The sequence below is a fragment of the Arthrobacter sp. NQ7 genome, from assembly GCF_029581595.2.
Lineage (GTDB): Bacteria > Actinomycetota > Actinomycetes > Actinomycetales > Micrococcaceae > Arthrobacter > Arthrobacter phenanthrenivorans_B.
This window is the reverse complement of sequence record NZ_JARFXU020000029.1, coordinates 21,029-44,905: the sequence shown is the minus strand read 5'-3', so window position 1 is coordinate 44,905 and position 23,877 is coordinate 21,029. Positions and strand designations below refer to the sequence as shown.

At 67.3% G+C, this 23,877-nt stretch carries 24 protein-coding genes, 1 tRNA gene and 1 pseudogene; 15 read left to right on the top strand and 11 right to left on the bottom strand.

Features of this window, described 5'->3' with window-relative positions; genetic code table 11:
• From PUN71_RS20775 to PUN71_RS20765, 3 genes are all read left to right on the top strand, one after another.
• Positions 1–686, top strand: a 686-nt coding sequence (locus PUN71_RS20775; RefSeq protein WP_277799913.1) for a glycosyltransferase, incomplete at its 5' end; no start/stop codon positions are given.
• 74 nt (positions 687–760) lie between these two features.
• A tRNA-Ile gene (locus tag PUN71_RS20770) sits at positions 761–834 on the top strand.
• A gap of 144 nt (positions 835–978) precedes the next feature.
• Entirely contained in the window at positions 979–2,169 is a 1,191-nt protein-coding gene (locus PUN71_RS20765) for an acyl-CoA dehydrogenase family protein (protein WP_277799912.1), read from the top strand.
• A 55-nt stretch (positions 2,170–2,224) separates the two neighbouring features.
• Here PUN71_RS20765 and PUN71_RS20760 read toward each other — a convergent pair whose 3' ends face one another.
• Positions 2,225–2,896: a murein hydrolase activator EnvC family protein gene (locus tag PUN71_RS20760; RefSeq protein WP_277799911.1), complete on the bottom strand. Its 672-nt coding sequence runs from the start codon at positions 2,894–2,896 to the stop codon at positions 2,225–2,227.
• A 448-nt stretch (positions 2,897–3,344) separates the two neighbouring features.
• Here PUN71_RS20760 and rpsB point away from each other — a divergent pair, with 448 nt between their 5' ends.
• From rpsB to PUN71_RS20730, 6 genes are all read left to right on the top strand, one after another.
• Entirely contained in the window at positions 3,345–4,190 is an 846-nt protein-coding gene (gene rpsB, locus PUN71_RS20755) for a 30S ribosomal protein S2 (protein ID WP_043452873.1), read from the top strand.
• Positions 4,191–4,317: 127 nt separating this feature from the next.
• Positions 4,318–5,154 (top strand): translation elongation factor Ts, encoded by an 837-nt coding sequence (tsf, locus tag PUN71_RS20750; protein ID WP_043452871.1) that lies wholly within the window; start codon positions 4,318–4,320, stop codon positions 5,152–5,154.
• A gap of 148 nt (positions 5,155–5,302) precedes the next feature.
• Positions 5,303–6,040, top strand: a complete 738-nt coding sequence (gene pyrH, locus PUN71_RS20745; protein WP_043452869.1) for a UMP kinase — start codon at positions 5,303–5,305, stop codon at positions 6,038–6,040.
• A gap of 129 nt (positions 6,041–6,169) precedes the next feature.
• Positions 6,170–6,727, top strand: coding sequence for a ribosome recycling factor (gene frr / locus PUN71_RS20740; RefSeq protein ID WP_043452867.1), 558 nt, complete (start codon positions 6,170–6,172; stop codon positions 6,725–6,727).
• Positions 6,727–7,647 carry a phosphatidate cytidylyltransferase gene (locus PUN71_RS20735; protein ID WP_277799910.1) on the top strand — a complete coding sequence of 307 codons (921 nt, stop codon included), beginning with the start codon at positions 6,727–6,729 and terminating at the stop codon, positions 7,645–7,647. The genes frr and PUN71_RS20735 overlap by 1 nt, the downstream gene beginning before the upstream one ends.
• 120 nt (positions 7,648–7,767) lie before the next feature.
• The gene (locus PUN71_RS20730) at positions 7,768–8,352 is read left to right on the top strand and encodes a DivIVA domain-containing protein (protein WP_277799909.1); all 585 of its coding nucleotides are present in this window, start codon (positions 7,768–7,770) and stop codon (positions 8,350–8,352) included.
• Positions 8,353–8,366: 14 nt separating this feature from the next.
• Here the strand turns inward: PUN71_RS20730 and PUN71_RS20725 are convergent.
• The 5 genes and pseudogenes from PUN71_RS20725 to PUN71_RS20705 form a co-directional block, all read right to left on the bottom strand.
• Positions 8,367–9,055: pseudogene (locus tag PUN71_RS20725) on the bottom strand (hypothetical protein).
• Between the two features lie 4 nt (positions 9,056–9,059).
• Positions 9,060–10,541 (bottom strand): sodium/solute symporter, encoded by a 1,482-nt coding sequence (locus PUN71_RS20720; RefSeq protein WP_277799908.1) that lies wholly within the window; start codon positions 10,539–10,541, stop codon positions 9,060–9,062.
• A gap of 7 nt (positions 10,542–10,548) precedes the next feature.
• Complete coding sequence (locus PUN71_RS20715) at positions 10,549–10,920, bottom strand: DUF485 domain-containing protein (RefSeq protein ID WP_043452857.1); 372 nt, start codon at positions 10,918–10,920, stop codon at positions 10,549–10,551.
• Positions 10,917–11,633 carry a LytR/AlgR family response regulator transcription factor gene (locus tag PUN71_RS20710; protein WP_043452856.1) on the bottom strand — a complete coding sequence of 239 codons (717 nt, stop codon included), beginning with the start codon at positions 11,631–11,633 and terminating at the stop codon, positions 10,917–10,919. Before PUN71_RS20710 ends, PUN71_RS20715 begins: the two co-directional genes overlap by 4 nt.
• A 33-nt stretch (positions 11,634–11,666) precedes the next feature.
• Positions 11,667–12,848 carry a sensor histidine kinase gene (locus tag PUN71_RS20705; RefSeq protein WP_277799907.1) on the bottom strand — a complete coding sequence of 394 codons (1,182 nt, stop codon included), beginning with the start codon at positions 12,846–12,848 and terminating at the stop codon, positions 11,667–11,669.
• Between the two features lie 177 nt (positions 12,849–13,025).
• Between PUN71_RS20705 and PUN71_RS20700 the strand changes: the two genes are divergently transcribed.
• Entirely contained in the window at positions 13,026–13,406 is a 381-nt protein-coding gene (locus PUN71_RS20700; RefSeq protein WP_043452855.1) for a DUF485 domain-containing protein, read from the top strand.
• Positions 13,403–15,019, top strand: a complete 1,617-nt coding sequence (locus tag PUN71_RS20695; RefSeq protein WP_277799906.1) for a monocarboxylic acid transporter — start codon at positions 13,403–13,405, stop codon at positions 15,017–15,019. The genes PUN71_RS20700 and PUN71_RS20695 overlap by 4 nt, the downstream gene beginning before the upstream one ends.
• A 168-nt stretch (positions 15,020–15,187) precedes the next feature.
• Here the strand turns inward: PUN71_RS20695 and PUN71_RS20690 are convergent, their stop codons facing one another.
• The 4 genes from PUN71_RS20690 to PUN71_RS20675 form a co-directional block, all read right to left on the bottom strand.
• The gene (locus PUN71_RS20690) at positions 15,188–15,853 is read right to left on the bottom strand and encodes a hypothetical protein (RefSeq protein ID WP_277799905.1); all 666 of its coding nucleotides are present in this window, start codon (positions 15,851–15,853) and stop codon (positions 15,188–15,190) included.
• A gap of 2 nt (positions 15,854–15,855) precedes the next feature.
• Positions 15,856–16,260: a DUF4383 domain-containing protein gene (locus tag PUN71_RS20685; RefSeq protein WP_043452850.1), complete on the bottom strand. Its 405-nt coding sequence runs from the start codon at positions 16,258–16,260 to the stop codon at positions 15,856–15,858.
• A 154-nt stretch (positions 16,261–16,414) separates the two neighbouring features.
• Positions 16,415–16,984, bottom strand: a complete 570-nt coding sequence (locus tag PUN71_RS20680; RefSeq protein WP_277799904.1) for a hypothetical protein — start codon at positions 16,982–16,984, stop codon at positions 16,415–16,417.
• A 131-nt stretch (positions 16,985–17,115) separates the two neighbouring features.
• Entirely contained in the window at positions 17,116–17,589 is a 474-nt protein-coding gene (locus PUN71_RS20675) for an Lrp/AsnC family transcriptional regulator (RefSeq protein ID WP_277799903.1), read from the bottom strand.
• Positions 17,590–17,782: 193 nt separating this feature from the next.
• Between PUN71_RS20675 and pdhA the strand changes: the two genes are divergently transcribed.
• Genes pdhA through PUN71_RS20660 form a run of 3 tightly spaced genes read left to right on the top strand, consistent with a single transcriptional unit; the run spans position 17,783 to position 21,362 of the window.
• Positions 17,783–18,949 (top strand): pyruvate dehydrogenase (acetyl-transferring) E1 component subunit alpha, encoded by a 1,167-nt coding sequence (gene pdhA / locus PUN71_RS20670; protein ID WP_277799902.1) that lies wholly within the window; start codon positions 17,783–17,785, stop codon positions 18,947–18,949.
• Positions 18,949–19,959 (top strand): alpha-ketoacid dehydrogenase subunit beta, encoded by a 1,011-nt coding sequence (locus PUN71_RS20665; protein WP_277799901.1) that lies wholly within the window; start codon positions 18,949–18,951, stop codon positions 19,957–19,959. The genes pdhA and PUN71_RS20665 overlap by 1 nt, the downstream gene beginning before the upstream one ends.
• An 8-nt stretch (positions 19,960–19,967) precedes the next feature.
• Positions 19,968–21,362 carry a dihydrolipoamide acetyltransferase family protein gene (locus tag PUN71_RS20660; protein ID WP_277799900.1) on the top strand — a complete coding sequence of 465 codons (1,395 nt, stop codon included), beginning with the start codon at positions 19,968–19,970 and terminating at the stop codon, positions 21,360–21,362.
• Between the two features lie 105 nt (positions 21,363–21,467).
• On the opposite strand, the gene PUN71_RS20655 is transcribed toward PUN71_RS20660, so the two are convergent.
• On the bottom strand, positions 21,468–22,124 hold the full coding sequence (locus PUN71_RS20655) for an SACE_7040 family transcriptional regulator (protein WP_277799899.1): 657 nt from the start codon (positions 22,122–22,124) through the stop codon (positions 21,468–21,470).
• Positions 22,125–22,269: 145 nt separating this feature from the next.
• Between PUN71_RS20655 and PUN71_RS20650 the strand changes: the two genes are divergently transcribed.
• The gene (locus PUN71_RS20650; protein ID WP_277799898.1) at positions 22,270–23,877 is read left to right on the top strand and encodes a carboxyl transferase domain-containing protein; all 1,608 of its coding nucleotides are present in this window, start codon (positions 22,270–22,272) and stop codon (positions 23,875–23,877) included.

Below are 23,877 nucleotides of genomic sequence, written 5' to 3'. Positions count from 1 at the left end.
CCACCCCCACCCCGCTTGCCGCCCGTGCCATGCACGAGCACGCCTTCCTGCGCAAGGTCCTGCCCCTGTCCAACGGCATCGACTCCGCCGCGTACGAACCCAAGCCCGGTGAGCACATCGAGCCCCACGCGCACCCCACCGTCCTGTTCGCCGGACGCCTCGCCGAGGAAAAGCACGTCGATGTGCTCATCGAGGCCATCGGCAAGACCCCGCCGGAGCTGAACGTGCACCTGGAGGTGGTTGGCGGCGGCGAGGTGCGCCCCGCCCTGGAGGACCTGGTGCGGCGGCTCGGCCTGGGTAGCCGGGTGAAGTTCCTGGGCCTCGCCAGCGACGAAGACCTGCGCAAGGCGTACATCCGCGCCGACCTGTTCTGCATGCCGGGAACGGCCGAACTTCAGTCCCTGGTGACCCTGGAGGCGATGTCCGCCTCCACTCCGGTGGTCCTGGCGGATGCCATGGCGCTGCCGCACCTGGTGCGCGACGGTGAGAACGGGTACCTCTTCACGCCCAACGACAGCGACGACCTGGCCAAGAAGATCACCCAGGTTCTGGAGCTGCCCAAGGAAGAGCTGCGCGCCATGGGCCGTGCCAGCCGGCAAATGGTGGAGCCCCACAGCATCCAGGGAACGCTCCAGACCTTCGAGGACCTGTACCGGGGCGCCACCTACGACGACAAGGTGGTCTGATCCCGTTCCCGGGTTTGCTAGAGTGTTTCTGCCCTGCCGGAGCGTGTCGATTGACCACAGGCTCCCGGGGCTTGGGGGCTATAGCTCAGCTGGTTAGAGCGCGGGACTCATAATCCTAAGGTCCTCGGTTCAAGTCCGAGTAGCCCTACCGCCATCCGACAACCGCGGCCAACGATCCACGTTGGCCGCGGTTGCCTTGGTTTAACCCCCGCCCTGCGGTATGTTACTGGTCAGTAACATACCGTGCTCCGCTTGGCGGCATGGTCAGCGCTGATCATCGAAGAAGGTACCCATGGCTCCCTCTGCATCCGGACCCCACCAGCTTCCCTACGCCGACGGCGACTTCTTCGCCTTCGAGCAGCTTCTGTCCGGAAAAGAGCAGGACCGCCTGGCCGAGGTCCGCGACTTCCTGGCGCGCGAGGTCAGGCCGCTGGCGGTCGACTGCTGGAACCGCGGCGAATTCCCCATGGACCTGGTGCCGAAGCTCGCCGGCCTGGACCTGGTCAGCCCCGTGCGCCGCCAGGGGTACTCCAACCTCTTCGCCGGCATGCTGCATGCAGAAGTGACGCGGGCAGACGCTTCGATCGCCACGTTCCTGGGTGTGCACGACGGGCTCTTCACAGGGTCCATCGAACTGCTGGCGTCGCAGGAGCAGAAGGACGAGTGGCTCCCCGATATCTATGCGCTGAAAAAGATCGGTGCGTTCGGCCTGACCGAGCCGCTGGGCGGCAGCGATGTTGCCGGCGGAACGCGCACCACCGCCCGCAAAGAAGGCGATACCTGGATCCTCAACGGGGCCAAGCGCTGGATCGGCAACGCGACCTTCGCTGACTGGGTGGTGGTGTACGCCCGGGATGTGGCCGACAACCAGGTCAAGGGCTTCATGGTGGACACCTCGCTGCCCGGGTTCAGCGCCGCAAAGATCGAAAACAAGATCTCGCTGCGGACCGTCCAGAACGCAGACATTGTCCTGGCGGACGTGGCGGTCCCGGACCACTTCAAGCTCGCAAACGCCAACAGCTTCCGCGACGTCAACAAGGTCCTCAAGGTCACCCGGCTCGCCGTCGCCTGGCAGGCCGTTGGACTCCAGCTGGCCGCGTTCGACGTTGCCCGCCGCTACGCCGTGGAGCGCCTGCAGTTCGGCCGCCCGCTCGCTTCCTTCCAGCTCATCCAGGACCAGCTGGTCCGGATCCTCGGCAACACCGTCAGCTCCATGGGCATGATGGTCAGGCTTTCCCAGCTGGAGGACGGGGACGCCGCCAAGGATGAACAGTCGGCACTGGCGAAGGCCTTCGCCACGGCACGCATGCGCGAGAGCGTGGCGCTCGGCCGCGGCATCCTGGGCGGCAACGGCATCGTGACCGACTATGAGATGGCCAAGATCTTCGCCGACGCCGAGGCCATCTACTCCTATGAGGGCACCGCCGAAATCAACACCCTGGTCACCGGCCGGGCCATCACCGGCATCTCGGCCATCGTCTAGCCGCACCCTGACCTCAGCCGCCACCCTAATCTCAGCCGCCACCCTGCGGGTCGATTCATGGTGCCGGCAGGGGAAGCAGGATGGACGGGCGCAGGTCCAGGACGAACTGCAGGGGATTGACGTACTGTTCACCGTCCCTGACGCCCCAGTGGAGGCACTGGGCCGGCGGGCAGTGACCCGGCACGACGGTTCCGATGACCTGCCCCGCCGCAACGGCATCGCCGGCGGCTAGGGTGCTTTCCACCGGTTCGAAACTGCTCCGCAGCCCGCCGCCGTGGTCGATGGTGATCACCGGGCGGTCCACCACCACGCCCGAAAAGCTCACTGTTCCGGCGGCGGGGGACAAAACCTGGGCTCCGGCGCCGGCAAAGCCCAGATCCACCCCGCGGTGCCCGCTGAGCCACGGCTTGGGCGGGGGATCGAAACCGCGCAGCACCGGCGGCCGCGGTGCCAGCGGCCACTGCCAGGAAGGCCGGGCGGCCGGCCGGCCCCCGGACACCGTATGGCCCAGTTCACCGCCGGCAACCCTGGCCGGACCAGGCTGGACCTGCGCAGCCGGCGGTTGCACAGGCTTGACGTGCAAGGGCGGCTGGACGGCGGCCGGGGTGGCTGGGCCGGCGCCCGGGGCGGCGCCGTAGGGCAGCGCCCTGTAGTGGAAGGCGGTGCCCGGCGACGCCACCGTGGCCGGCAACAGCAGGAGTGCGGCAAGCAGGATTGGCGGTTTCATGGCACCACCCTGCCCGGCCCCGGCCCGGGCCGGGAGGGCCGATTCCGGCCATGTGGACAACTGCCACCGCCGGGCCTGCACTGTCCTGAAGGCGGGGACGGCTGTAGTACACTTGATGGAGCAGTTTGCTGCGCCCTCAAACGCTTCCCGCCCAGTAGTCCACCCCCGCGGTGCATGACCCTGTCCGGATTGCGTCGGCACATCTCATTCAGGAGTGTGGGGGAGCGGCGGCTGACTACGCGCATCCAGCCCTTCGGCAGGCAACGCTTCGGCGTCGCCCATGGAGGACCGCGCTTCCTGCGGTCAGGCTTTGGTCCTGATGGGAAGAGCGGTGGATGCCAGGAGCACGGCCCATCCGGGCCACGCTGATCAACCGTCAACTATTGGCAGGGTAAGAAGCCTCCGGGTTCTCTCATGAATGACCTGCCGGAAAATAAGGAGCGTCGGAATGCCCGTCGTAACCATGCGCCAGCTGCTTGACAGCGGCGTCCACTTTGGACACCAGACCCGTCGTTGGAACCCGAAGATGAAGCGCTTCATCTTCACCGAGCGCAACGGCATCTACATCATCGACCTGCAGCAGTCGCTGTCCTACATCGACCGCGCCTACGAGTTCGTCAAGGCCACTGTTGCCCACGGCGGCACCGTGCTCTTCGTCGGCACCAAGAAGCAGGCCCAGGAAGCAATTGCCGAGCAGGCAACCCGCGTGGGCCAGCCCTACGTCAACCAGCGCTGGCTCGGCGGTATGCTGACCAACTTCCAGACGGTCGCCAAGCGCATCCAGCGCATGAAGGAACTCGAAGAGATCGACTTCGACGACGTCGCCGGTTCCGCGTACACCAAGAAGGAGCTGCTGCTCCTCAAGCGTGAACTCACCAAGCTCGAGTCCAACCTCGGCGGTATCCGCAACCTGACCAAGGCTCCGTCCCTGCTCTGGGTTGTCGACACCAAGAAGGAACACCTCGCCGTTGACGAGGCCAAGAAGCTGAACATCCCGGTTGTTGCCATCCTGGACACCAACTGCGATCCCGACGAAGTTGACTTCCCGATCCCGGGCAACGACGACGCCATCCGCTCCGTGAACCTCCTGACCCGCGTTGTCGCCGACGCCGTTGCCGAGGGCCTGATCGCCCGCAACAACCGCGGCACCGGCGCCACCGAAGCTCCGGAAGAGCCGCTCGCCGAGTGGGAGCGCGAGCTCCTCGAAGGCAGCAAGGCAGAAGCCGCTGAAGCTCCGGCAGAGAACGCTGAAGCTCCGGCCGCCGCCGAGGCTCCCGCCGAAGACGCCAAGTAAGTCAAATAACCGGATTCTCCGCGCTGTCCGCAGCCGGAGCTGCTGACAGGATGGCAGCCCACCCCCGTGGGCTGCCGTCCTGTCGGTCCGTACACACCACCACACATTTCTAGACAGAGGGGTTCACATGGCGAACTACACTGCCGCGGACATCAAGGCCCTGCGTGAGCGCACCGGCGCCGGCATGATGGACGTCAAGAAGGCTCTTGACGAAGCCAACGGTGACGCCGAGAAGGCCATCGAGATCATCCGCATCAAGGGCCTCAAGGGCGCCACCAAGCGCGAAGGCCGTTCCACCGCCGAAGGCCTCGTGGCTGCCAAGGTCAGCAACGGCGTTGGCGTCATGATCGAGGTCAACTGCGAGACCGACTTCGTGGCCAAGGCTGACAAGTTCATCCAGCTGGCCGACAAGGTCCTGGCCGTCGCCGTCGAGTCCGGCGCTGCCGACCTCGAGACCCTGCTCGCCACCGATGTCGACGGCAAGCCGCTGTCCGAGGTCGTCGTCGAAGAGGGCGCCATCCTGGGCGAAAAGGTTGTTGTCCGCCGGATCTCCCGCATCGAGGGTGCAACCGTTGACGCTTACCTGCACAAGACCTCCAAGGACCTCCCGGCCCAGGTTGGCGTGCTGTTCGCTGTCGACGGTGAAGGCGAAGCAGCCGCAACCGCCGCCCACGACGTCGCCGTCCACATCGCCGCCATGGCTCCGAACTACCTCACCCGTGAGGACGTTCCGGCCGAGCTCGTCGAGTCCGAGCGCCGCATCGCCGAAGAGACCGCCAAGGCCGAGGGCAAGCCCGAAGCCGCCCTCACCAAGATCGTGGAAGGCCGCGTGACCGGCTTCTACAAGGGTGAGGTCCTGGTCGACCAGGCATTTGCCAAGGACGCCAAGAAGTCAGTGGCACAGGTCCTCGAAGAGGCCGGTGTCAAGGGAACCGCGTTCACGCGTTTCCGCGTCGGCTCCTAGTCGAACTGCAAGGGGTGGCCACTTCGGTGGCCGCCCCTTTTGCATGCTCACAATCCACCCCACGCGCAGTCCACACGGAGCGCGGCCGGTTCCGACCACCGGAGCCGGCAGGATACCCTTTTTTCAGAGTCACCAACGGGAAGGCATCATGGAAGCCGTCAACACTGTCACGCATTCAGAGAAGAGCCGGCGGCGGGTCCTCCTGAAGCTCTCCGGCGAGGTCTTCGGCGGCGGGAAACTGGGTGTCGATCCCGAAACCGTCCGCGACGTTGCCAAGCAGATCGCCGCCGCCGTCCCGCAGGTGGAGGTCGCCATCGTGGTGGGCGGAGGCAACTTCTTCCGCGGCGCCGAACTGTCCCAAAGCGGCATGGACCGCTCCCGCGCCGACTACATGGGAATGCTGGGAACGGTCATGAACTGCCTGGCCCTGCAGGACTTCCTTGAGCAGGCAGGCGTGGAAACCCGTGTCCAGAGCGCCATCACCATGGGCCAGGTGGCCGAGGCCTACATCCCGCGCCGCGCCATCCGCCACATGGAAAAGGGCCGCGTGGTCATCTTCGGTGCCGGCGCCGGCCTGCCGTACTTCTCCACCGACACCGTTGCCGCCCAGCGGGCCCTGGAAGTCCATGCCGACGTGGTCCTGATGGCCAAGAGCGGCGTCGATGCCGTGTACACCGCGGACCCCAAGAAGGACCCCACCGCGGAGCGGCTCGAAACCCTCAGCTACGACGACGCGCTGCGCCGTGACATCCGGGTGATGGACCAGACGGCCATGACCATGTGCAAGGACAACAACCTGTCCATGGTGGTGTTCGGCATGGAGGGTGAAGGCAACGTCACCCGCGCCATCCTCGGCGAGAAGCTGGGCACGCTGGTCACCGCCTAGCTCCGGCTAGGATGATTCCAGGACAGTTCCGTCCCCGCCCTTTCCGGCGGGGACGGAAACAGCAACAAAGAACCACGTGAGTGCACGGGCCCGGCGCGCCGGACCGCACCAGAACCGTCAGGAGAAGCCGTGATCGAAGAAACCTTGCTCGAAGCCGAAGAAAAGATGGACAAGGCCGTCGAGGTAGCCAAGGAAGACTTCGCCTCCGTCCGCACCGGCCGCGCCAACCCGGGCCTGTACAACAAGGTCCTGGTGGACTACTACGGCTCGCCCACGCCCCTGCAGCAGCTGGCATCCTTCGCCATCCCGGACGCCCGGACCATCCTGATCACCCCCTTCGACAAGTCGGCGATGCGCGACATCGAACGTGCCCTGAGTGACTCCGAAGTCGGCGCGAACCCGTCCAACGACGGCAACGTCATCAGGATCACCATTCCTGAACTGACCAAGGAACGCCGCAAGGAATACGTCAAGATCGTCAAGACCAAGGGCGAGGACGCCAAGATCTCCATCCGCAACATCCGCCGGAAGGCCAAGGAAACCCTTGACCGACTGGTCAAGGACGGCGAAGCCGGCGAAGACGAAGGCAACCGCGCCGAGAAGGAACTGGACAGCCTGACCAAGGCCCACGTCGACGGCATTGATGAGCTGCTCAAGCGCAAGGAAGCAGAGCTGCTCGAAGTCTGATGGGCCAGGCAGATCAGGCCCCGGCTTCACGGGCCGGCGCGCGGGGGAAGCAGCCCAGGAGCAATCCGACACCAAAGGCCGGCAGGAACCTGCCCGCCGCCGTCGTGGTGGGCCTGGCCATGCTGCTCGGTGTCCTGGGCGGGCTGCTGTTCCTGCCGTTGGCCTTCGTCGCCATCGTCACCGCCTTTGCGGTGTTCGGCGTCTGGGAGATCTACCGCGCGCTGGAAGCCAACGGCACCAGGATGCCCATCGTGCCGGTGATGACGGGCACACTGGCCATGCCCTTTGCCGCCTACTTCGGCGGCATTGAGAGCCAGCTGTTTGCCCTCCTGCTCAGCGCCGTCGCGGTCCTGCTGTGGCGCTCGATCGAAAGCGCCGCCGGATCGGCCAACAGCATCTTCGCCGGAGTCTTCACCCTGGGCTGGGTGCCGTTCTTCATCAGCTTCGCGGCCCTGCCGCTGCATGCCGCCGGCACCACTCCGCTGGGCCTGTGGCCCGGGGGCGTTGCGCCCATCGGGGCCTGGGAGATCGCGGTCATGCTGCTGCTGGTGGTCTCCAACGATACGTTCGGCTACCTGGTGGGCGCGTCACTCGGAAAGCACCCCATGGCACCGAAGATCAGCCCCAAGAAGTCCTGGGAGGGCTTCGCGGGATCGGTGGCCGGGGCCACCCTGATCGGTGTCCTGGCGGCACTCTTCGTGCTGGACAAGCCCTGGTGGGTCGGCGTGGTGCTGGCCGTCGGGACCGTCGCTGCGGCCACCGCCGGGGACCTTGCCGAGTCCATGGTCAAGCGCGAACTCGGCGTCAAGGACATGAGCAGCATCCTGCCCGGCCACGGGGGAGTAATGGACCGGCTGGATTCGATCGTCTTCGCCTCACCGGTGGCGTTCATCATGTACGGCCTGGTGGCCGGCGCCTAACCGCCTCCACGGCGGCACGCACGGGCGGCTGACACAAACACGACCCGGGCGCCCACCCTGGCTGCGGCACCCTAAACTGGTGCGGAAGCACTAAGGCTGAAGAGCACTGAAGGAATCGAAGTGGCATTGGACATTCATCGGCAGATCCCTGCGTCCTTTGAGCGCGTGCAGCGCGGCGAGTACGGGTACAACGCCAAGCAGGTGGACCAGTTCCTGCAGCGCGCGCGGATCTCCCTGGAAACGCCTGGCTCCGCCACGGACCCCGTGAACAGCGCCGACGTGCGGGCGGTGTCCTTCGATCCCGTCAAGGGCGGCTACTCCGCCGCCGTCGTGGATGCGGCCCTGGACCGGCTCGAAGACGCCTTCGCCCGCCGGGAGCGCGATGAACTGATCGCGGCCCACGGGGAGGAAGCCTGGCTCCGCGAAATCGGAAACCTCTCCGGCATCCTCCGCGGCCGGCTGCACCGGCCCGACGGCGACCGCTTCCGGCGGCCCAGCAGGAAGAAGGCCCGCAGCTACAACACCGACGACGTCGACCGGCTGTGCCGCGAACTCGTCGCCTACCTTGAACAGGACAAACCGCTCAGCGTTGACAGCGTGCGCCGTGCCGTCTTCCGCCCCGCGGTGGGCGCCGACGGCTACGAGGAATCGCAGGTTGATGCCTTCCTGGACCGCGTCGTCGAGCTGATGGCGGCCATCGACTAGCAGGCCGGGTCCCGCTATTCCCCGGCAGGAGGAGTAGGGGAAAGCGGCGTGAAGCCGCGCCACACGCTGCGGTAGCCGCGGAAGCCGCGGACGGCCGAGGCCACCAGGAATGCGGCTCCGCACACCGCGCCCGCCACGAGCGGGCCGCCGTGCCCGCCCCCGCCAGCGTCACCAGCAGCCCGGCCAGAATGGCAATCAAGGCAGCGTTCGCCGTCGTCATGAAGATCATGCTGCTGCCCGCCACATGGCTGAAGCTGCCGCGGTTCCCGAAAAAGTAGTAGGTCCGCTTCGAACCTGCCTCATCGTCATGGTGCGCCGCCATCAGGTACGGCGCCACACCCGGGTCGAGGTCAACGTAGGCCGCCCGCAGCCGGTTCATGGCGGTGACGTACATGAGGTCCTCATGCGCCACGTTCATCACCCGCAGCTGGGTCAGGAGCCCGATCGCCGTGTCGATGAACAGGACCACCACGGCGAGCAGCACGAAGGCCGCGGAAAACCCCGTGGCCTGGCCCACCAGCGCCATGCTGACCACGCTTGCCGACGTGAAGGTCAGGAACATGCTGATCCGCGTCAGCACCTCGCCTTGGGCCGTGCTGCGCGATGCCAGCAGGCCCCAGTGTTCCGTGGCGAGCAGCTGGGCACGCACGGAGGCCGGGACCCCGCCTGGCTGCCGGGACTGCGCGCCCTCCTCGCTGGACATGGCGCTATTGTCCTCCCGACCACCGCTCCGTCGCCAGCGGCCGTTCCGGGGTATGCAGTCTGGTCATGATCCGCGGCATGGTGGCGGGAATGCGGTGGGCGGTGGCCCTGGACACGATCACCATGACGGCGAAGGCGGCAGGTACACTCCAGGCCGCCGGCTGCGCCAGCCACGCCGGCACTGTTCCCGGACCGGCCACGGCGCCGGCGATCATCGCCCCGCCGCAGAGCAGGCCGCCGGTCACCATCCCGGCGATGGCTCCCGTGTCTGTGAGACCGCGCCACCAGATGCCCAGCAGCAGGACCGGGCACACCGTGGAGGCGGTGAACGCGAACACCAGGCCCACGCTGCCGGCCAAGGCAGAGGAACCGGTCATGAAGGCAAAACCAAGGGGGACAAGCGCGGAGACGACGGCCGCCAGCCGGAAGCCGCGGACGCTGCCGCCCAGCACATCCTGGCTGATCACACCGGCCAGGGACACCACCAGGCCGGAGGTGGTGGAGAGGAACGCGGCGAACGCCCCGGCCACCACCAGGGCCGAGAGCAGGTCCCCCGCCACGCCGCCCACGAGCTCGCCGGGCAACCGCAGGACCATGGCGTCCGGCTGTCCCGAGCGGGCCAGGTCCGGCGCGTACGTACGGGCCACCAGCCCGTAGGCGGTGGGGAAGAGGTAGAACACGGACAACAGGCCCAGGACGATCAGCGTGGTGCGGCGGGCGGAGTGCCCGTCCGGATTGGTGTAGAAGCGTACCAGCACGTGCGGCAGGCCGAGGGTGCCGAACAGCAGCGCCACCAGCAGGGAAACGTTCTGGTAGGGCCCCGCCGGTGCCAGTCCCGTGGGGTTGACTGCCGGAGCGGACTGCGGTCCGGTGCCCTGTCCGGCCAGCACGAAGATGATGAACAGGATGGGCACGGCGAGGGCGGTCAGCTTCAGCCAGTACTGGAAGGCCTGGACGAACGTGATGGACCGCATGCCGCCCGCCACCACCGTCAGGCAGACCACCACGACGACGGCCACCGAACCCACCCAGGACGGCAGGCCGGTGGCGATCTGGATGGTCAGGGCAGCACCGTGCAGCTGCGGCACGATGTACAGCCAGCCGACCATCACCACCACGAGGCTGGTCACCCGCCGGACGGCCCGGGATGCCAGCCGGGACTCGGTGAAGTCCGGAATGGTGTAGGCCCCCGAACGGCGCAGCGGGGCGGCGACGAAGAGCAGCAGCATCAGGTAGCCGGCGGTGTACCCCACCGGGAACCAGACTGCGTCCGTCCCCGAGAGCAGGATGAGTCCGGCCACCCCCAGGAAGCTGGCCGCGGACAGGTACTCGCCGCCGATCGCCGAGGCATTCCACCAGGGCCGGACGGTGCGGGAGGCAACGTAGAAGTCGCCCGTGGTGCGCGAGATCCGCAGTCCGTAAAAGCCGATGATGGCGGTGGCGAGGGACACGACCGCCACGGCTGCGATGGCGGCCCCGGCGTTCATGCGGGCCTCATTGCTCGCCGGCGAGGTCGCGGTAGCGCGCCTCGTTGCGGGCGGCGGTCCGCACATACAGCCAGGCGCTCAGGCCGATGACCGGGTAGATTCCCGCGCCCAGCAGGAGCCAGCCGAACGGAATCCCGGCAACGGGGGCATCGGCCAGGCCGGGCACTGCCAGCAGGACCAGGGGGAACGCGGCCAGGATCAGCAGGAAGCCGCCGGCCACGACAAGGGCCAGCCGCAGCTGCGACCTGATCAGGGACCGGACGAACACCTGTCCCACCTCGGAGTCCTGCGCGGCTTCCCGCGATTCGCCGCTGCGCTGCCCGGCGCGCACCGCAGGACGGGCGGCCGCGTGCGGGGCCGTGACCCGGACGCGGGTCATGCGTGCGGCCTGATGCGGGTGGCCTCCAGCTTCTCCCGCACGATCGGCAGGTGCCGGCGGCTGATGGGCAGGCCGGCGCCGGCCACCGTCACGCGGGGCCCGTCCGCGGCCAGCTTCATCGAGGACACATGCTTCAGTGCCACCAGGTAGGACCGGTGGGTGCGGATGAAGCCGGCGTCCGCCCACTGCTGCTCAAGGTCGGCCAGCGGCACCCGGATGAGGTAGCTGGCGTCGGCGGTGTGCAGCCGGGCGTAGTCGCCCTGGGCCTGGACATAGGTGACGTCGTCGCGGCGGATCATCCTGGTGGTCCCGCCCTGGTCGACGGTGATCATCTCCGGTGCCGTCCCGCCGTCGCGCAGTTCACTGATCCGCCCCACGGAACGGGCCAGCCGCTCGGCGCGCACGGGTTTGAGCAGGTAGTCCACGGCCGCGAGTTCGAAGGCCGCCAGGGCATGGTCCTCGTCAGCGGTGACAAAGACGACGGCCGGCGGGCTGCTGCTGCGGGCAATGGCGGCGGCGATGTCCAGCCCGGAGACGGCGGGCATATGGATATCCAGGAATACGGCATCGATGCTGCCCGCGGACAGGGCCGTGAGGGCTTCAGCGCCGGACGTCGCCCGCAGCACCTTGCCGATGCGGTCGTCCCTGCCCAGCAGGAAAGCAAGTTCCTCCACGGCGGGCAGCTCATCATCAACGACGAGGACGTTTATCATGCTCCTAGGGTACTTCCAGCTGCAGGTCCTGCCTCACGCGTCGTGGCCGGGCTGTGACTTCGGCACCCGCATGGTGATTAGGGTGCCCTCACCCGGCGCCGTTTCCACCACCAGCCCATGGTCGTTGCCGTACACCTGGCGGAGCCGGGCATCGACGTTCCGCAGCCCCACGTGGTCCCCGTCCGTGTGGCCGGCCAGCACCGACCGGAGGTGCTCCGGGTCCATCCCCACGCCGTCGTCCTCGATGGTGACCTCGGCGAAGGAACCGGCGTCCTCCGCCGTGATGCTGATGTGCCCGGGGCCTTCCTTGGCCTCCAGCCCATGCCGGACGGCATTTTCGACCAACGGCTGCAGGCTGAGGAACGGGATGACGGTGCTGAGCACCTCGGGGGCGACGCGCAGGCTGACCTGGACTCGCTCGCCGAACCGGGCCCGCTCCAGCAGCAGGTAGCGGTCAATGCAGCGCAGCTCCTCCGCGAGGGTGGTGAAATCGCCGTGCCGCCGGAACGAGTAGCGGGTAAAGTCCGCAAACTCCACCACCAGATCCCTGGCCCGCTGCGGATCGGTGTTGATGAAGGACGCGATGGCGTTGAGCGAGTTGTAGATAAAGTGCGGACTGATCTGGGCCCGCAGCGCCCGGACCTCCGCTTCCATCAGCAGTGTCCGGGAGGCATCCAGCTCGGCGAGTTCCACCTGCACGGCCACCCAGTCGGCAACCTCGCCGGTGGCCCGGACCAGGCCGGCCCCGGCGGACGGGGCGAAGGCGGCCACGGCACCCACCACGCGGGTGCCGGCCCGCACCGGAGCGATCACGGCGGCAAGCCGGCCGCCCGTTCCGTCCGCCCCTGCGGGCAGGACGGCGGTCCGGCCCGAGCCCAGCACGTCCGCGGCGAGGTCCATGAGGCGCGGCCTGATGTCCTCGGCACCCCCGTCCCAGGCCAGGACGCCTGAGGTGTCCATGATGGTCAGGGCCTCGCAGGCCAGCAGGGTGCGCAGCTGGCGGCTGGCTTTCGCTGCCCCGGCAGGGTTCAGGCCGCGCCGCAGGTGCTGCCCGGCCTGGGACGCGGCATGCAGGGTGTGGTAGGTGGCGCGTTCGGCGTCGGTGCCCAGCTCCCGGAAGGATCGCAGCACCTTCAGGCCCACGCCGACGACGACGGCAATCGCCATGGCGATCACTGCCACGGCCGCGGCGGTGAGGAGGGGGGAGTCCGGCATGGTGCCCAGCGTAGCGGGGGGTGCCGTTTGCCGCAGCATCGCAACCGTTGAGCGACCGTGGGCGGCGAAGTTCTGGAAGGGACGGGCCGGTGGGCGGCAGAGTGATTGGTGTCACATCTGCGGTGTCCACCCGGGCCTGCCGCCCGGTGTGTACCGGCAACTCAATGAGGAGGAACGATGGGTAATGATGCCCATACTCCGGACGCAGCGGCGTCCGTGGACTTCGAACAAGTCCAGTCGACCGGGCAGTTCCAGGAATTGCGCAGGCGGCACCGCAGTTTTGTTTTCCCCATGGCAGTGGCCTTCCTGCTGTGGTACTTCGCCTACGTGCTGCTCGCCGACTATGCGGTGGGATTCATGTCCACCAAGGTCTGGGGCAACATCAACATCGGCCTGATCCTGGGCCTGCTCCAGTTCGTTTCGACCTTCGCCATCACCGGCTGGTACGTCCACTACTCCAACCGGAAACTGGACCCCATCGCCTCGGAGATCCGGCAGGAGATCGAGGGGCACGAATTCGATAAGCACGGAAACCGAGTGGGCGGAGCCAACAAATGATCTCAATTCCTGCTGCGGTGGACGTCGCCGCGCTCAAGGACACCACCCTGCTCAACATGGGCATCTTCGGCCTGTTCGTGGCCGTGACCATGGTGATCGTGTTCCGCGCCAGCCGCAACAACAAGACCGCCGCCGACTACTATGCAGCGGGCCGCTCCTTCACCGGCTCGCAGAACGGCACCGCCATCGCCGGCGACTACCTGTCCGCGGCCTCCTTCCTGGGCATTACCGGCGCCATTGCCATCAACGGCTACGACGGGTTCATGTACTCGATCGGCTTTCTGGTGGCCTGGCTGGTGGCACTGCTGCTCGTGGCCGAACTGCTGCGCAACACCGGCAAGTTCACCATGGCGGACGTGCTCTCCTTCCGGCTGAGGCAGCGCCCCGTCCGGATCGCCGCCGCCATTTCCACCCTCGCCGTCTGCTTCTTCTACCTGCTGGCCCAAATGGCCGGCGCAGGCAGCCTGATCTCCCTCCTGCTGGGCATCAGCGACTGGGGCGGCCAGGCGTTGGTGATCATCGTCGTCGGCGCCCTGATGATCATGTATGTCCTCATCGGCGGAATGAAGGGCACCACCTGGGTCCAGATCATCAAGGCCATGCTGCTGATCGCCGGCGCCGCGGTCATGACCCTTTGGGTGCTGGCCATTTACGGCTTCAACCTCTCGGCACTGCTGGGCGGCGCCGTGGAGACCGCCAACAACCCGGCCGTCCTCAACCCCGGCCTGCAGTACGGCAAGACCGAGACCTCCAAGCTGGACTTCATGTCCCTGGGCCTTGCCCTGGTCCTGGGCACCGCAGCCCTGCCGCACGTGCTGATGCGCTTCTACACGGTGCCCACCGCCAAGGAAGCACGCAAGTCGGTGGTCTGGTCCATCTGGCTGATCGGGCTGTTCTACCTCTTCACCCTGGTGCTGGGCTACGGCGCTGCCGCACTGGTGGGAGCGGACACCATCAAATCGGCACCCGGCGGTGTCAACGCTGCCGCCCCGCTGCTGGCGTTCCACCTTGGCGGTCCGCTGCTGCTGGGCTTCATCTCGGCCGTGGCGTTCGCCACCATCCTCGCCGTGGTGGCAGGCCTGACCATCACGGCCGCCGCCTCCTTTGCGCATGACATTTACGCCAACGTCATCGCCAAGGGCAAGGCGGACGCCGCCACCGAGGTCCGGGTGGCGCGCCGCACCGTGGTGGTCATCGGCATCCTGGCCATCCTGGGCGGCATCTTCGCCAACGGCCAGAATGTCGCGTTCCTGGTGGCACTGGCTTTCGCCGTCGCTGCCTCCGCCAACCTGCCCACCATCATCTACTCGCTGTTCTGGCGGAAGTTCACCACCCAGGGCGCGGTATGGAGCATGTACGGCGGCCTGGCCGCAGCCATCCTGCTCATCGTGTTCTCCCCGGTGGTCTCGGGGGCAAAGACCTCGATGATCCCGGGCGCCAACTTCGCCCTCTTCCCGCTCAGCAACCCGGGTATCGTGTCCATCCCGCTGGCCTTCTTCCTGGGCTGGCTGGGCACCACCCTGGACCGGAAGCGGGAGGACGCCGCCAAGCAGGCCGAGATGGAAGTCCGGTCACTGACGGGGATCGGGGCCGAAAAAGCCGTGAACCACTGACACCGGCCTACTGACCCGGCCTATTGACCCCGGCCTACTGACGCCGGCCGTGATGGACCGGCAACAACGTGAAGAGCCTCCTGCCGCTGCACTCGACCAGTCCAAACTGCGGCATGGAGGCTCTTTCGGTGCCGGGACCGGGGTCGCTGCCCGGTCCCCGGCGCGGGTTTACCGCTGGTGGTGGCCGCCCGGTGCCGGGGTGCCGTGGCCACCGTGCGGTACTGCGTACTGGCCGGCCGTTGATGCGGCGAGTCCCGGCGTCGCTATGCCGGCCACCAGCACGGCGCCGGCGAACGCTGCAAGCAGGAGCCGGCCCGGCCGCATTCCGACGGGCTGCGGGGCAGTGTCCCTGTGCTGCCGCCGTTCCCCGGACCGCCGGAGCCAGCCGATGGAGGCGATGGCCATCAGGGTGAGCAGCAGCGCGGAGAGCTGCGTCAGGCTCAGGCCGGAGGCTCCGAAAGCGATGGCGGCGAGATGCACCACAGCCGCGCCGGACAGGGCGTACCGGGTCCAGTGGCCCCCCGCCGGCCGCTCCCTGACCAGGAACACTACGGCGCCGGCGAGCAGGGCCGCGCCCCACAACCCCGCCAGCACTCCGGCCAGGAGCCGCGCGGGTTCCATGGCGCCAGGCGCGGCGAACATGCTGGAGGAGATCGCAAGGTTTACCGATCCGGCACCAAAGCCCGCGAAGCCAGCGAGCAGCCGTACCGGGGCTGCCGCCGGGGACACGTCAAGGGCGCTGGCCGGGGTCCTGTCCGGTGCTGCCGCGGCCCCGGCGGCAGCCGTCGCCGGTGCTGCGGTTGTCCCGGGTACTGCCGTGCCGGGGGTCGCCATGCTTAGGCCCGGGCCGTGGCCGGGGACTTGTCCAGGGACAGGCCCACGCCCAGGAGGAGCACCGCGCTGGCAAGGTGGAGGACGTTGTCGGCACCGTTGAGGGCGATGATGTTCAGCGGCGAATTCAGCAGGAACAGGCCGACGATGCCCACCAGGAGGTAGACGGCGCCCACGCTGGCATTGACCGTGCGGGCGGTGTCCGTACCGCGGAGGCCGGCGAAGAGCAGGGCTGCCCCGATGGCCAGGTGGATGACGTTGTGCAGGGGATTGACTTCGAAGATGATGAGGTTCGCGCCTTCGGTGGCAACGAAGCCGACGCCTGACGTGACGGCGAAGCCCAGGAGTCCCACCAGCAGGTAGACGGCTCCGAAGATGGTGGCGACGAGGCGGTTGGGTGAGTTGCGCATGGACCGGATCCTTCCGAAAGGGCGGGAGGATTGTTCCCGCCGGCTGCGGGGTCCCCGGATGGGACCCTCGGAAGCGATTCGGACCATTGGACGCGGCGGATGGGTAAAAAGGTCAGTACCCTTTGCAATTGTGGCCGGAGCCGTCCGGTGCGCCTTATGAGGCAGGCCGCAGTTTGATGCTCGTCATCATGAGCCGGTCGTTGCCCTCGAACCGGTACGCCAGGTCAACCTTCTTGCCCGTGCAGCTGATCTGGCCCACCACTTCCGCCGACTTCGTCCCGTTCTCCGTGGCAACCTTGAGGTCGTTGTAGGCAGGCTTGCAGGAGCTGTCCATTTCCAGGCTCCGCACCCCGGAAACAAACGCTTCCCGGGAAAGCTGCTTCTGCAGGGCGGGGTCGAGGTATTCGTCGTAGGCGCTGGATGTATCGCCGGCGATCACCTTCTTGGTGAAGTCGTCCGCGAGTCCCCGGGCCTGGTTGGTGGCGCTGCCCACCACGTTCACCAGGATGACGACGCCGATAATCACCAGCAGCAGAACCCCGCCAATGCTGCCAAGAATGATCCAGAGCTTCCGCCGGCTGCGCTGTTGCGGCGGTTCCCCCGGAAGTCCGAACGGGGCCGGCTGCTCCTGCATGGGGGGAATCTGCTGCGGCCCGTAGCCCGCCCGGCCCTGCAGGTAGGGATCCTGGGGACTGCGCTGGTACGGATCCTGGGGACTGCTCAAGGGGGACCTTTCAACGAACTGGCGCTTCGGCGCCGCGGACCAACCCGGGCCTTCCGGACCGGCGCATGACTGCACCAGCCTATAACCCTGCCCGCCGCCGTCGTGCCAGCCGCACCCGGCGTGCTCCCTTCCTACCCGGCTTCGGAGCCCCGCTCCAACAGGGGCTGCACCCGGAAGGGGATCAGTTCGCCCATCGCCAGCGCGGTGTCAGCCCGCTCCACTCCGTCGCAGGCCAGGATCTTGCCGTTGATCCGGAACAGGTCCTCCGCGTCCCGGGCCACCACGCGCAGCAGCAAATCCGCCGAACCCGTGAGCCCGTATCCCTCCAGCACTTCGGGGATTGCCGCGATCTCCTCCGCCAGCCGCCCAAGCTTCTGCTGCTGGACATGGACGGAAATGAACGCCATCAGCGGATATCCCAGCGCAGCCGGGTTAATACGCCGTTCAAAGGACAGGAAGACATGCTTCTTCTCCAGCTGCGCCATGCGTGCCTGGACCGTGTTGCGGGACAGGCCAAGCTTCTGCGCGAGAGCCACCACCGTACGCCGCGGATCCTGCGCCATCGCCGACAGCAGGCGGGTGTCAGTGCCATCCAAAGCTCGCATAATGCGCAACGCTAGCACGGTGCGGGGACACCCGACAGGGCACTCTGCTCAAAAATTCCCGGAGTGGTTGTACCCCCTGGGTGTTGTGAGTAGGGTCACAGTATCTGGGGCAATGACGCCCGGAAGGCCGGTGGCGGCAGGGGCCAAAAGCCCGCAAAACCACGGTCAACGACGTACGAAGGTTGCGGCAATCGTGTCTACAGACGAAACGGGCCATGGCGGTGCAAAAACCCCGCACAGCGGGGGAGATTCCGCTCCGGGACAGGAACTTCTCCAGTTGCTCACCCCTTCGGGTGAACGCATCAGCCATCCGGAGTTCGACCTCTGGGTGAAGGACATTACCGACGAACAGTTGTGTTCCCTCTATGAGGACATGACCGTCATCCGCAGGATCGACGTGGAAGCCACTGCCCTCCAGCGCCAGGGGGAGCTCGCCCTGTGGCCACCGCTCCTGGGCCAGGAGGCAGCCCAGATCGGCTCCGGACGGGCCCTGCGGGCGGACGATTTTGTGTTCTCCAGCTACCGCGAGAACGGCGTGGCCTACTGCCGGGGCGTGGACCTGACCGACCTCCTGCGGGTATGGCGAGGCAACGCCTCCGGCGGCTGGGACCCCTACAGCATCAATATGGCCACGCCGCAGATCATCATCGGCGCCCAGACTCTGCACGCCACCGGCTATGCCATGGGTATCCAGAATGACGGAGCCGACGCCGTGGCTGTCACCTACTTCGGCGACGGCGCCACCAGCGAGGGCGACGTGAACGAGGCCATGGTGTTCGCCGCCAGCTACCAGGCCCCGGTGGTGTTCTTCTGCACCAACAACCACTGGGCGATTTCCGAGCCTGTGCGGCTCCAGTCCCACATCCACCTCGCAGACCGGGCCGCCGGCTTCGGCATCCCCAGCCTGCGGGTGGACGGCAATGACGTCCTGGCAGTCATGGCTGCCACCCGGCTCGCGCTGGACCGGGCCCGTCGGGGCGGCGGACCCACGTTCATCGAGGCCGTCAGCTACCGCATGGGCCCGCACACCACGGCGGATGACCCCACGAGGTACCGCGATCCCAACGAACTCGAGGACTGGGCCGCCAAGGACCCCATCGCCAGGCTGGCCGCCCTCCTGGAGCGCAAGGGCCTCCTGACCGACGGGCTGCAGCAGCAGGTCAAGGACAAGGCCGACACCGTTGCGGCGCAGATGCGCCGCGGATGCACCACCATGCCGGATCCGCAGCCCATGGACATCTTCAAACATGTCTACAGCACCCCCCATTCCTGGCTGGAACGCCAGCAGGACCACTACGCCCGCTACCTGGCCTCCTTCGGCGATCCCGCAGGAGCCGTTTCCGAGGAAGGTGCACGCTGATGACCCAGTTGACCTTTGCCCGCGCCATCAACGCCGGGCTGCGCAAGTCGCTGGAGAACGACTCCAAGGTGGTGCTCCTGGGTGAGGACATCGGTGCCCTGGGTGGTGTCTTCCGGGTGACGGATGGCCTGCAAAAGGACTTTGGAACGCACCGGGTGGTGGACACGCCGCTGGCGGAGTCCGCCATTGTGGGCACGGCCGTTGGCCTGGCCTACCGGGGATACCGGCCCGTGGTGGAAATCCAGTTCGATGGGTTCATCTATCCGGCGTTCGACCAGATCGTCAGCCAGGTGGCAAAGCTGCACTACCGCACCCGCGGCGCCGTGAAGATGCCCATCACCATCAGGGTCCCGTTCGGTGGCGGCATTGGCTCGCCCGAACACCACTCCGAATCCCCGGAAGCGTATTTCACCCACACCTCCGGGCTGCGCGTGGTGACCGTGGCGAACCCCCAGGATGCCTACACCGTGATCCAGCAGGCCATTGCCTGCGACGACCCCGTCCTGTACTTCGAGCCCAAGCGCCGGTACCACGACAAGGGTGACGTGGACGAGTCCGTTGACCTACATGCTGCCCTGCCCATGGACAAGGCCCGGGTGTTGACCACCGGCCGCGACGTCACGCTTGTGGCTTATGGGCCCCTGGTCAAGACCGCGCTGGATGCTGCCTCCGCGGCGGCGGACGAGGGCATTTCCATCGAAGTCATCGACCTGCGCTCGCTGGCCCCCGTGGACTACGAACCCGTGGTGGCCTCCGTCCGGAAGACCGGGCGCCTGGTGGTGACGCACGAGGCCGGACAGTCCGGCGGCCTGGGCGCGGAAGTCGCGGCAAGCATTACCGAGCGGTGCTTCTACCACCTCGAGGCCGCCCCCGTCCGGGTGACCGGCTTCGACATCCCCTACCCCTACTCAAAGCTGGAAATGCACCACCTGCCGGGCCTGGACCGCATCCTTGACGGCGTGGACCGTGCCCTGGGCCGCCCCAATTCCCTGAGCGGGCTGGAAGGATGAGTGCCACCATGATCAAGGAATTCCGCCTCCCGGACCTGGGCGAGGGACTCACCGAGTCAGAAATCCTCAGCTGGAAAGTGGACGTTGGCGACACCGTCAGCCTGAACCAGGTCATCGCCGAAGTTGAAACCGCCAAAGCCGTGGTAGAACTGCCGTCACCGTTCGCCGGGGTCATCAAGGAGCTCCACGAACAGCCCGGATCCGTGGTGGAGGTGGGCAAGCCGATCGTCTCCTTCGAAGTTCCGGACGACGCCGGGCCGCCACCGTCGCAGTCGTCCGCCGGCTTGGCGGCCGGGGAAGGGGAGTCCACTGCGGTAACGCCGAAGAGGGAACCGAACCTGGTGGGGTACGGCGCGGTCGTTGAAGCGGCCGGCCGGCCGGCCCGCCGGCCCAGGAATTTTGCGCCGGCGGCCGCACCTGCCGGAACCAGTTCCCCGGCGGTCGAGCCCGCCGGCACCAAGCCCGCGGTAACCAGCTCCCCGGTGGCTGAGCCTGTCGACACCACGCCCGTGGAACGTCCGCGGTCCACGCCTCCGGTCCGCAAGCTGGCCAAGGACCTCGGCCTGGACCTGACCCAGGTCCGCGGCACCGGTCCGGGCGGCCTCATCACCCGCGATGACGTCCAGGGGTTCGCCGGACACCCGGAAGAACCGGCGCCCGCGGCCGGACCGGCGCCGAAAGACGTTGCAACCCGCCCCGGTGCGCGGGAGACGCGGACCCCCATCAAGGGCGTGCGCAAACACACCGCCGCGGCGATGGTGCACAGCGCGTTCACCGCGCCGCACGCCACCGAGTTCCTCACCGTGGACGTCACACCGAGCCTCGAGCTGCTGGCCAAACTCAAGAACAGCAGGGCGTTCGCGGGCATCAAACTCACCCCGTTGACGCTCGCGGCCAAGGCAGTCCTCATCGCCCTGCGCCGCAACCCGTCGCTGAATTCCCGCTGGGACGAGGAGAACCAGGAAATCATCACCTTCAACTACGTGAACCTGGGGATTGCGGCGGCCACGCCGAGGGGACTCACCGTTCCCAATGTCAAGGACGCTGACGCGCTGGCGCTCCCTGAGCTGGCCCAGGCCCTGACGGCGCTCGCGGAAACCGCGCGGGCCGGAAAGACGGCCCCCGCAGATCTGTCCGGCGGCACCATCTCCATCACCAACATCGGCGTCTTCGGCATCGACGCCGGCACCCCCATCCTCAATCCCGGCGAGGCCGCCATCCTGGGCCTGGGTGCAGTCCGGACCCTGCCGTGGGAATACCGCGGCGAGGTGGCGCTGCGCCAGGTGCTCACGCTGAGCCTGTCCTTCGACCACCGCCTGGTGGACGGGGAGCAGGGTTCGCGGTTCCTGGCCGACGTCGGAGCCATCCTGGCCGAGCCCGGGATGGTGCTCACGATGGTCTAACGCGTCCTGACCTGCACATCACCGGCCCCAACCCGCATAAGCGGCGCTGCCCGGGGCCGGTTGTGCGGGCCGAGGCCGTTCGTGTGGTGCCCCGTGCCGGGCGGGTCAGGCCGAGGGCACCGTCAGCGCGGCCAGTGCCATGCGTTCCAGCAGGGGCCGGGCCACCCCGACGGCCATCCGCCTGCCGTGCGTGCGGACGGAATGCGGAGTGGAATTGATGAGGCCAAAGGTGGCGTGCGCCCGCATGCGCAGTTCCGCAGGATCAATTCCTGGATGCACCTTGGCCAGGACGTCGACCCATACCTCCACATAGCTGCGTTGCAGGGTGCGCACCGCCAACTGGTCGCGTTCCGACAAGTTGCTGAAGTCGCGGTCCTGCACCCGGATCACATCCGGCTTGCCGAGGGCGAAGTCCACCTGGAACTCCACCAGGCGGCGCAGCGCAGCCAAAGGATCGGCGGTGTTTTCCGCCACCTGGCGCCCGCCGTCCAGCAGTTCCTGGCTCACGGTGACCAGCAGGTCGGCGAGGACAGCCTGCTTTCCGGAAAAGTGGCGGTACACGGCCGGCCCGCTGACTCCTGCAGCAGCCCCCAGGTCCTCCAGCGAGACACGGTTGAAACCGTTCAGGGCGAACAGTGAGGCGGCAGCTGCCAGCAACGCCTGCCGCCGGTTTTCCTTGGCCCTGCCGCGCTGGGTGGTCGGGGCGGGCTGCGCGGCGGTCGGCTGCCGGGCGTTGCTGGGTTGTGTTTCCGTGCTGGCCACTTTTCCTCCTAGGACCGACGCAGAGTCTAGCAAGCCGGTGGTGTGTTGGACATCACAGTTAATCGCGGCTAACCTGAATTTCAGTTATTAAACACTAACCGAGTTGGCGTCGAGGCCACCCGGTCGATACAAGAACGGACCGTCAATGGAGACCCTTGCCACCCGGCTTGATGCAGCAAGCGAGTCCTTCCGAACCAACCGGGAAGCGCAGCTCTCACTCGCCGGGGACCTGAGGAAAAGGCTGGCGGACGCTGCACTGGGCGGCCCGCAGAAGTCGCGCGAGCGCCATATGGCCCGCGGCAAACTCCTGCCGCGCGACCGGATCGACCAGCTGCTGGACGACGGAAGCCCCTTCCTGGAGATTGCGCCGCTGGCGGCCAACGGAATGTACGACGACGAAGCGCCCGGCGCCGGGGTCATCGCCGGCATTGGCCTGGTCCACGGCAGGCAGGTCCTGGTGATCTCGAATGACGCAACCGTCAAGGGCGGCACCTATTACCCGATGACGGTGAAGAAGCACCTCCGCGCCCAGGAGATCGCCTTGGAGAACAGGCTGCCGTGCATCTACCTGGTGGACTCCGGCGGCGCCTTCCTGCCCAAGCAGGATGAAGTATTCCCGGACAAGGACCACTTTGGCCGCATCTTCTACAACCAGGCCCGCCTCTCCGCCGCCAAGATCCCGCAGATCGCGGCCGTCATGGGGTCCTGCACGGCCGGCGGAGCCTACGTCCCGGCCATGAGCGACGAGACCGTCATCGTCCGCAACCAGGGCACCATCTTCCTCGGCGGGCCGCCGCTGGTGAAGGCCGCAATCGGCGAGATCGTCACGGCGGAGGAGCTGGGCGGCGGCGACGTGCACTCCCGGGTTTCCGGGGTCACGGACCACCTGGCCGAAAACGACGAACATGCCCTGCAGATCATCCGCGACATCGTGGCCACCCTGCCGCCCCCCGCCGCCCCTGCCTGGCAGGTGGAACCCGCCGTCGAACCGGCCGTGGACCCGGACGGGCTCTATGGCGCCGTGCCCACGGACGTCAACGCCCCCTACGACGTCCACGAGGTCATCAATCGGCTGGTCGACGGCAGCAGGTTCCACGAATTCAAGAAGGACTACGGCACCACCCTGGTCACGGGGTTCGCCCGGATCGAGGGGCACCCGGTGGGAATCGTGGCCAACAACGGGGTGCTGTTCAGCGAATCGTCCCTTAAGGGCGCCCATTTCATCGAGCTGTGCGACCAGCGCGGCATCCCCCTGGTGTTCCTGCAGAACATCTCCGGGTTCATGGTGGGCAGGGACGCCGAGCAGGGTGGCATCGCCAAGAACGGCGCCAAGATGGTCACCGCCGTTGCCACCGCCCGGGTCCCCAAACTGACCGTGGTCATCGGCGGCTCCTTTGGCGCCGGCAACTACTCCATGTGCGGCCGGGCCTACTCCCCGCGGTTCCTGTGGATGTGGCCCGCGGCGCGGATTTCCGTCATGGGTGGAAACCAGGCCGCCAGCGTCCTGGCCACCGTGAAGCGGGACCAGTACGAGGCCGCCGGCGATGAATGGCCGGAACAGGACGAAGAGGAGTTCAAGGCCCCCATCCGGCGGCAGTACGAGGAACAGGGCAGCCCCTACTACTCCACGGCCCGGCTCTGGGATGACGGCGTCATCGATCCCGCCGATACCCGCACCATCCTGGGCCTGGCGCTCGACGTCGTCTCCCGCACCCCTTTGCCGGAGACCTCCTTCGGCCTCTTCCGGATGTGA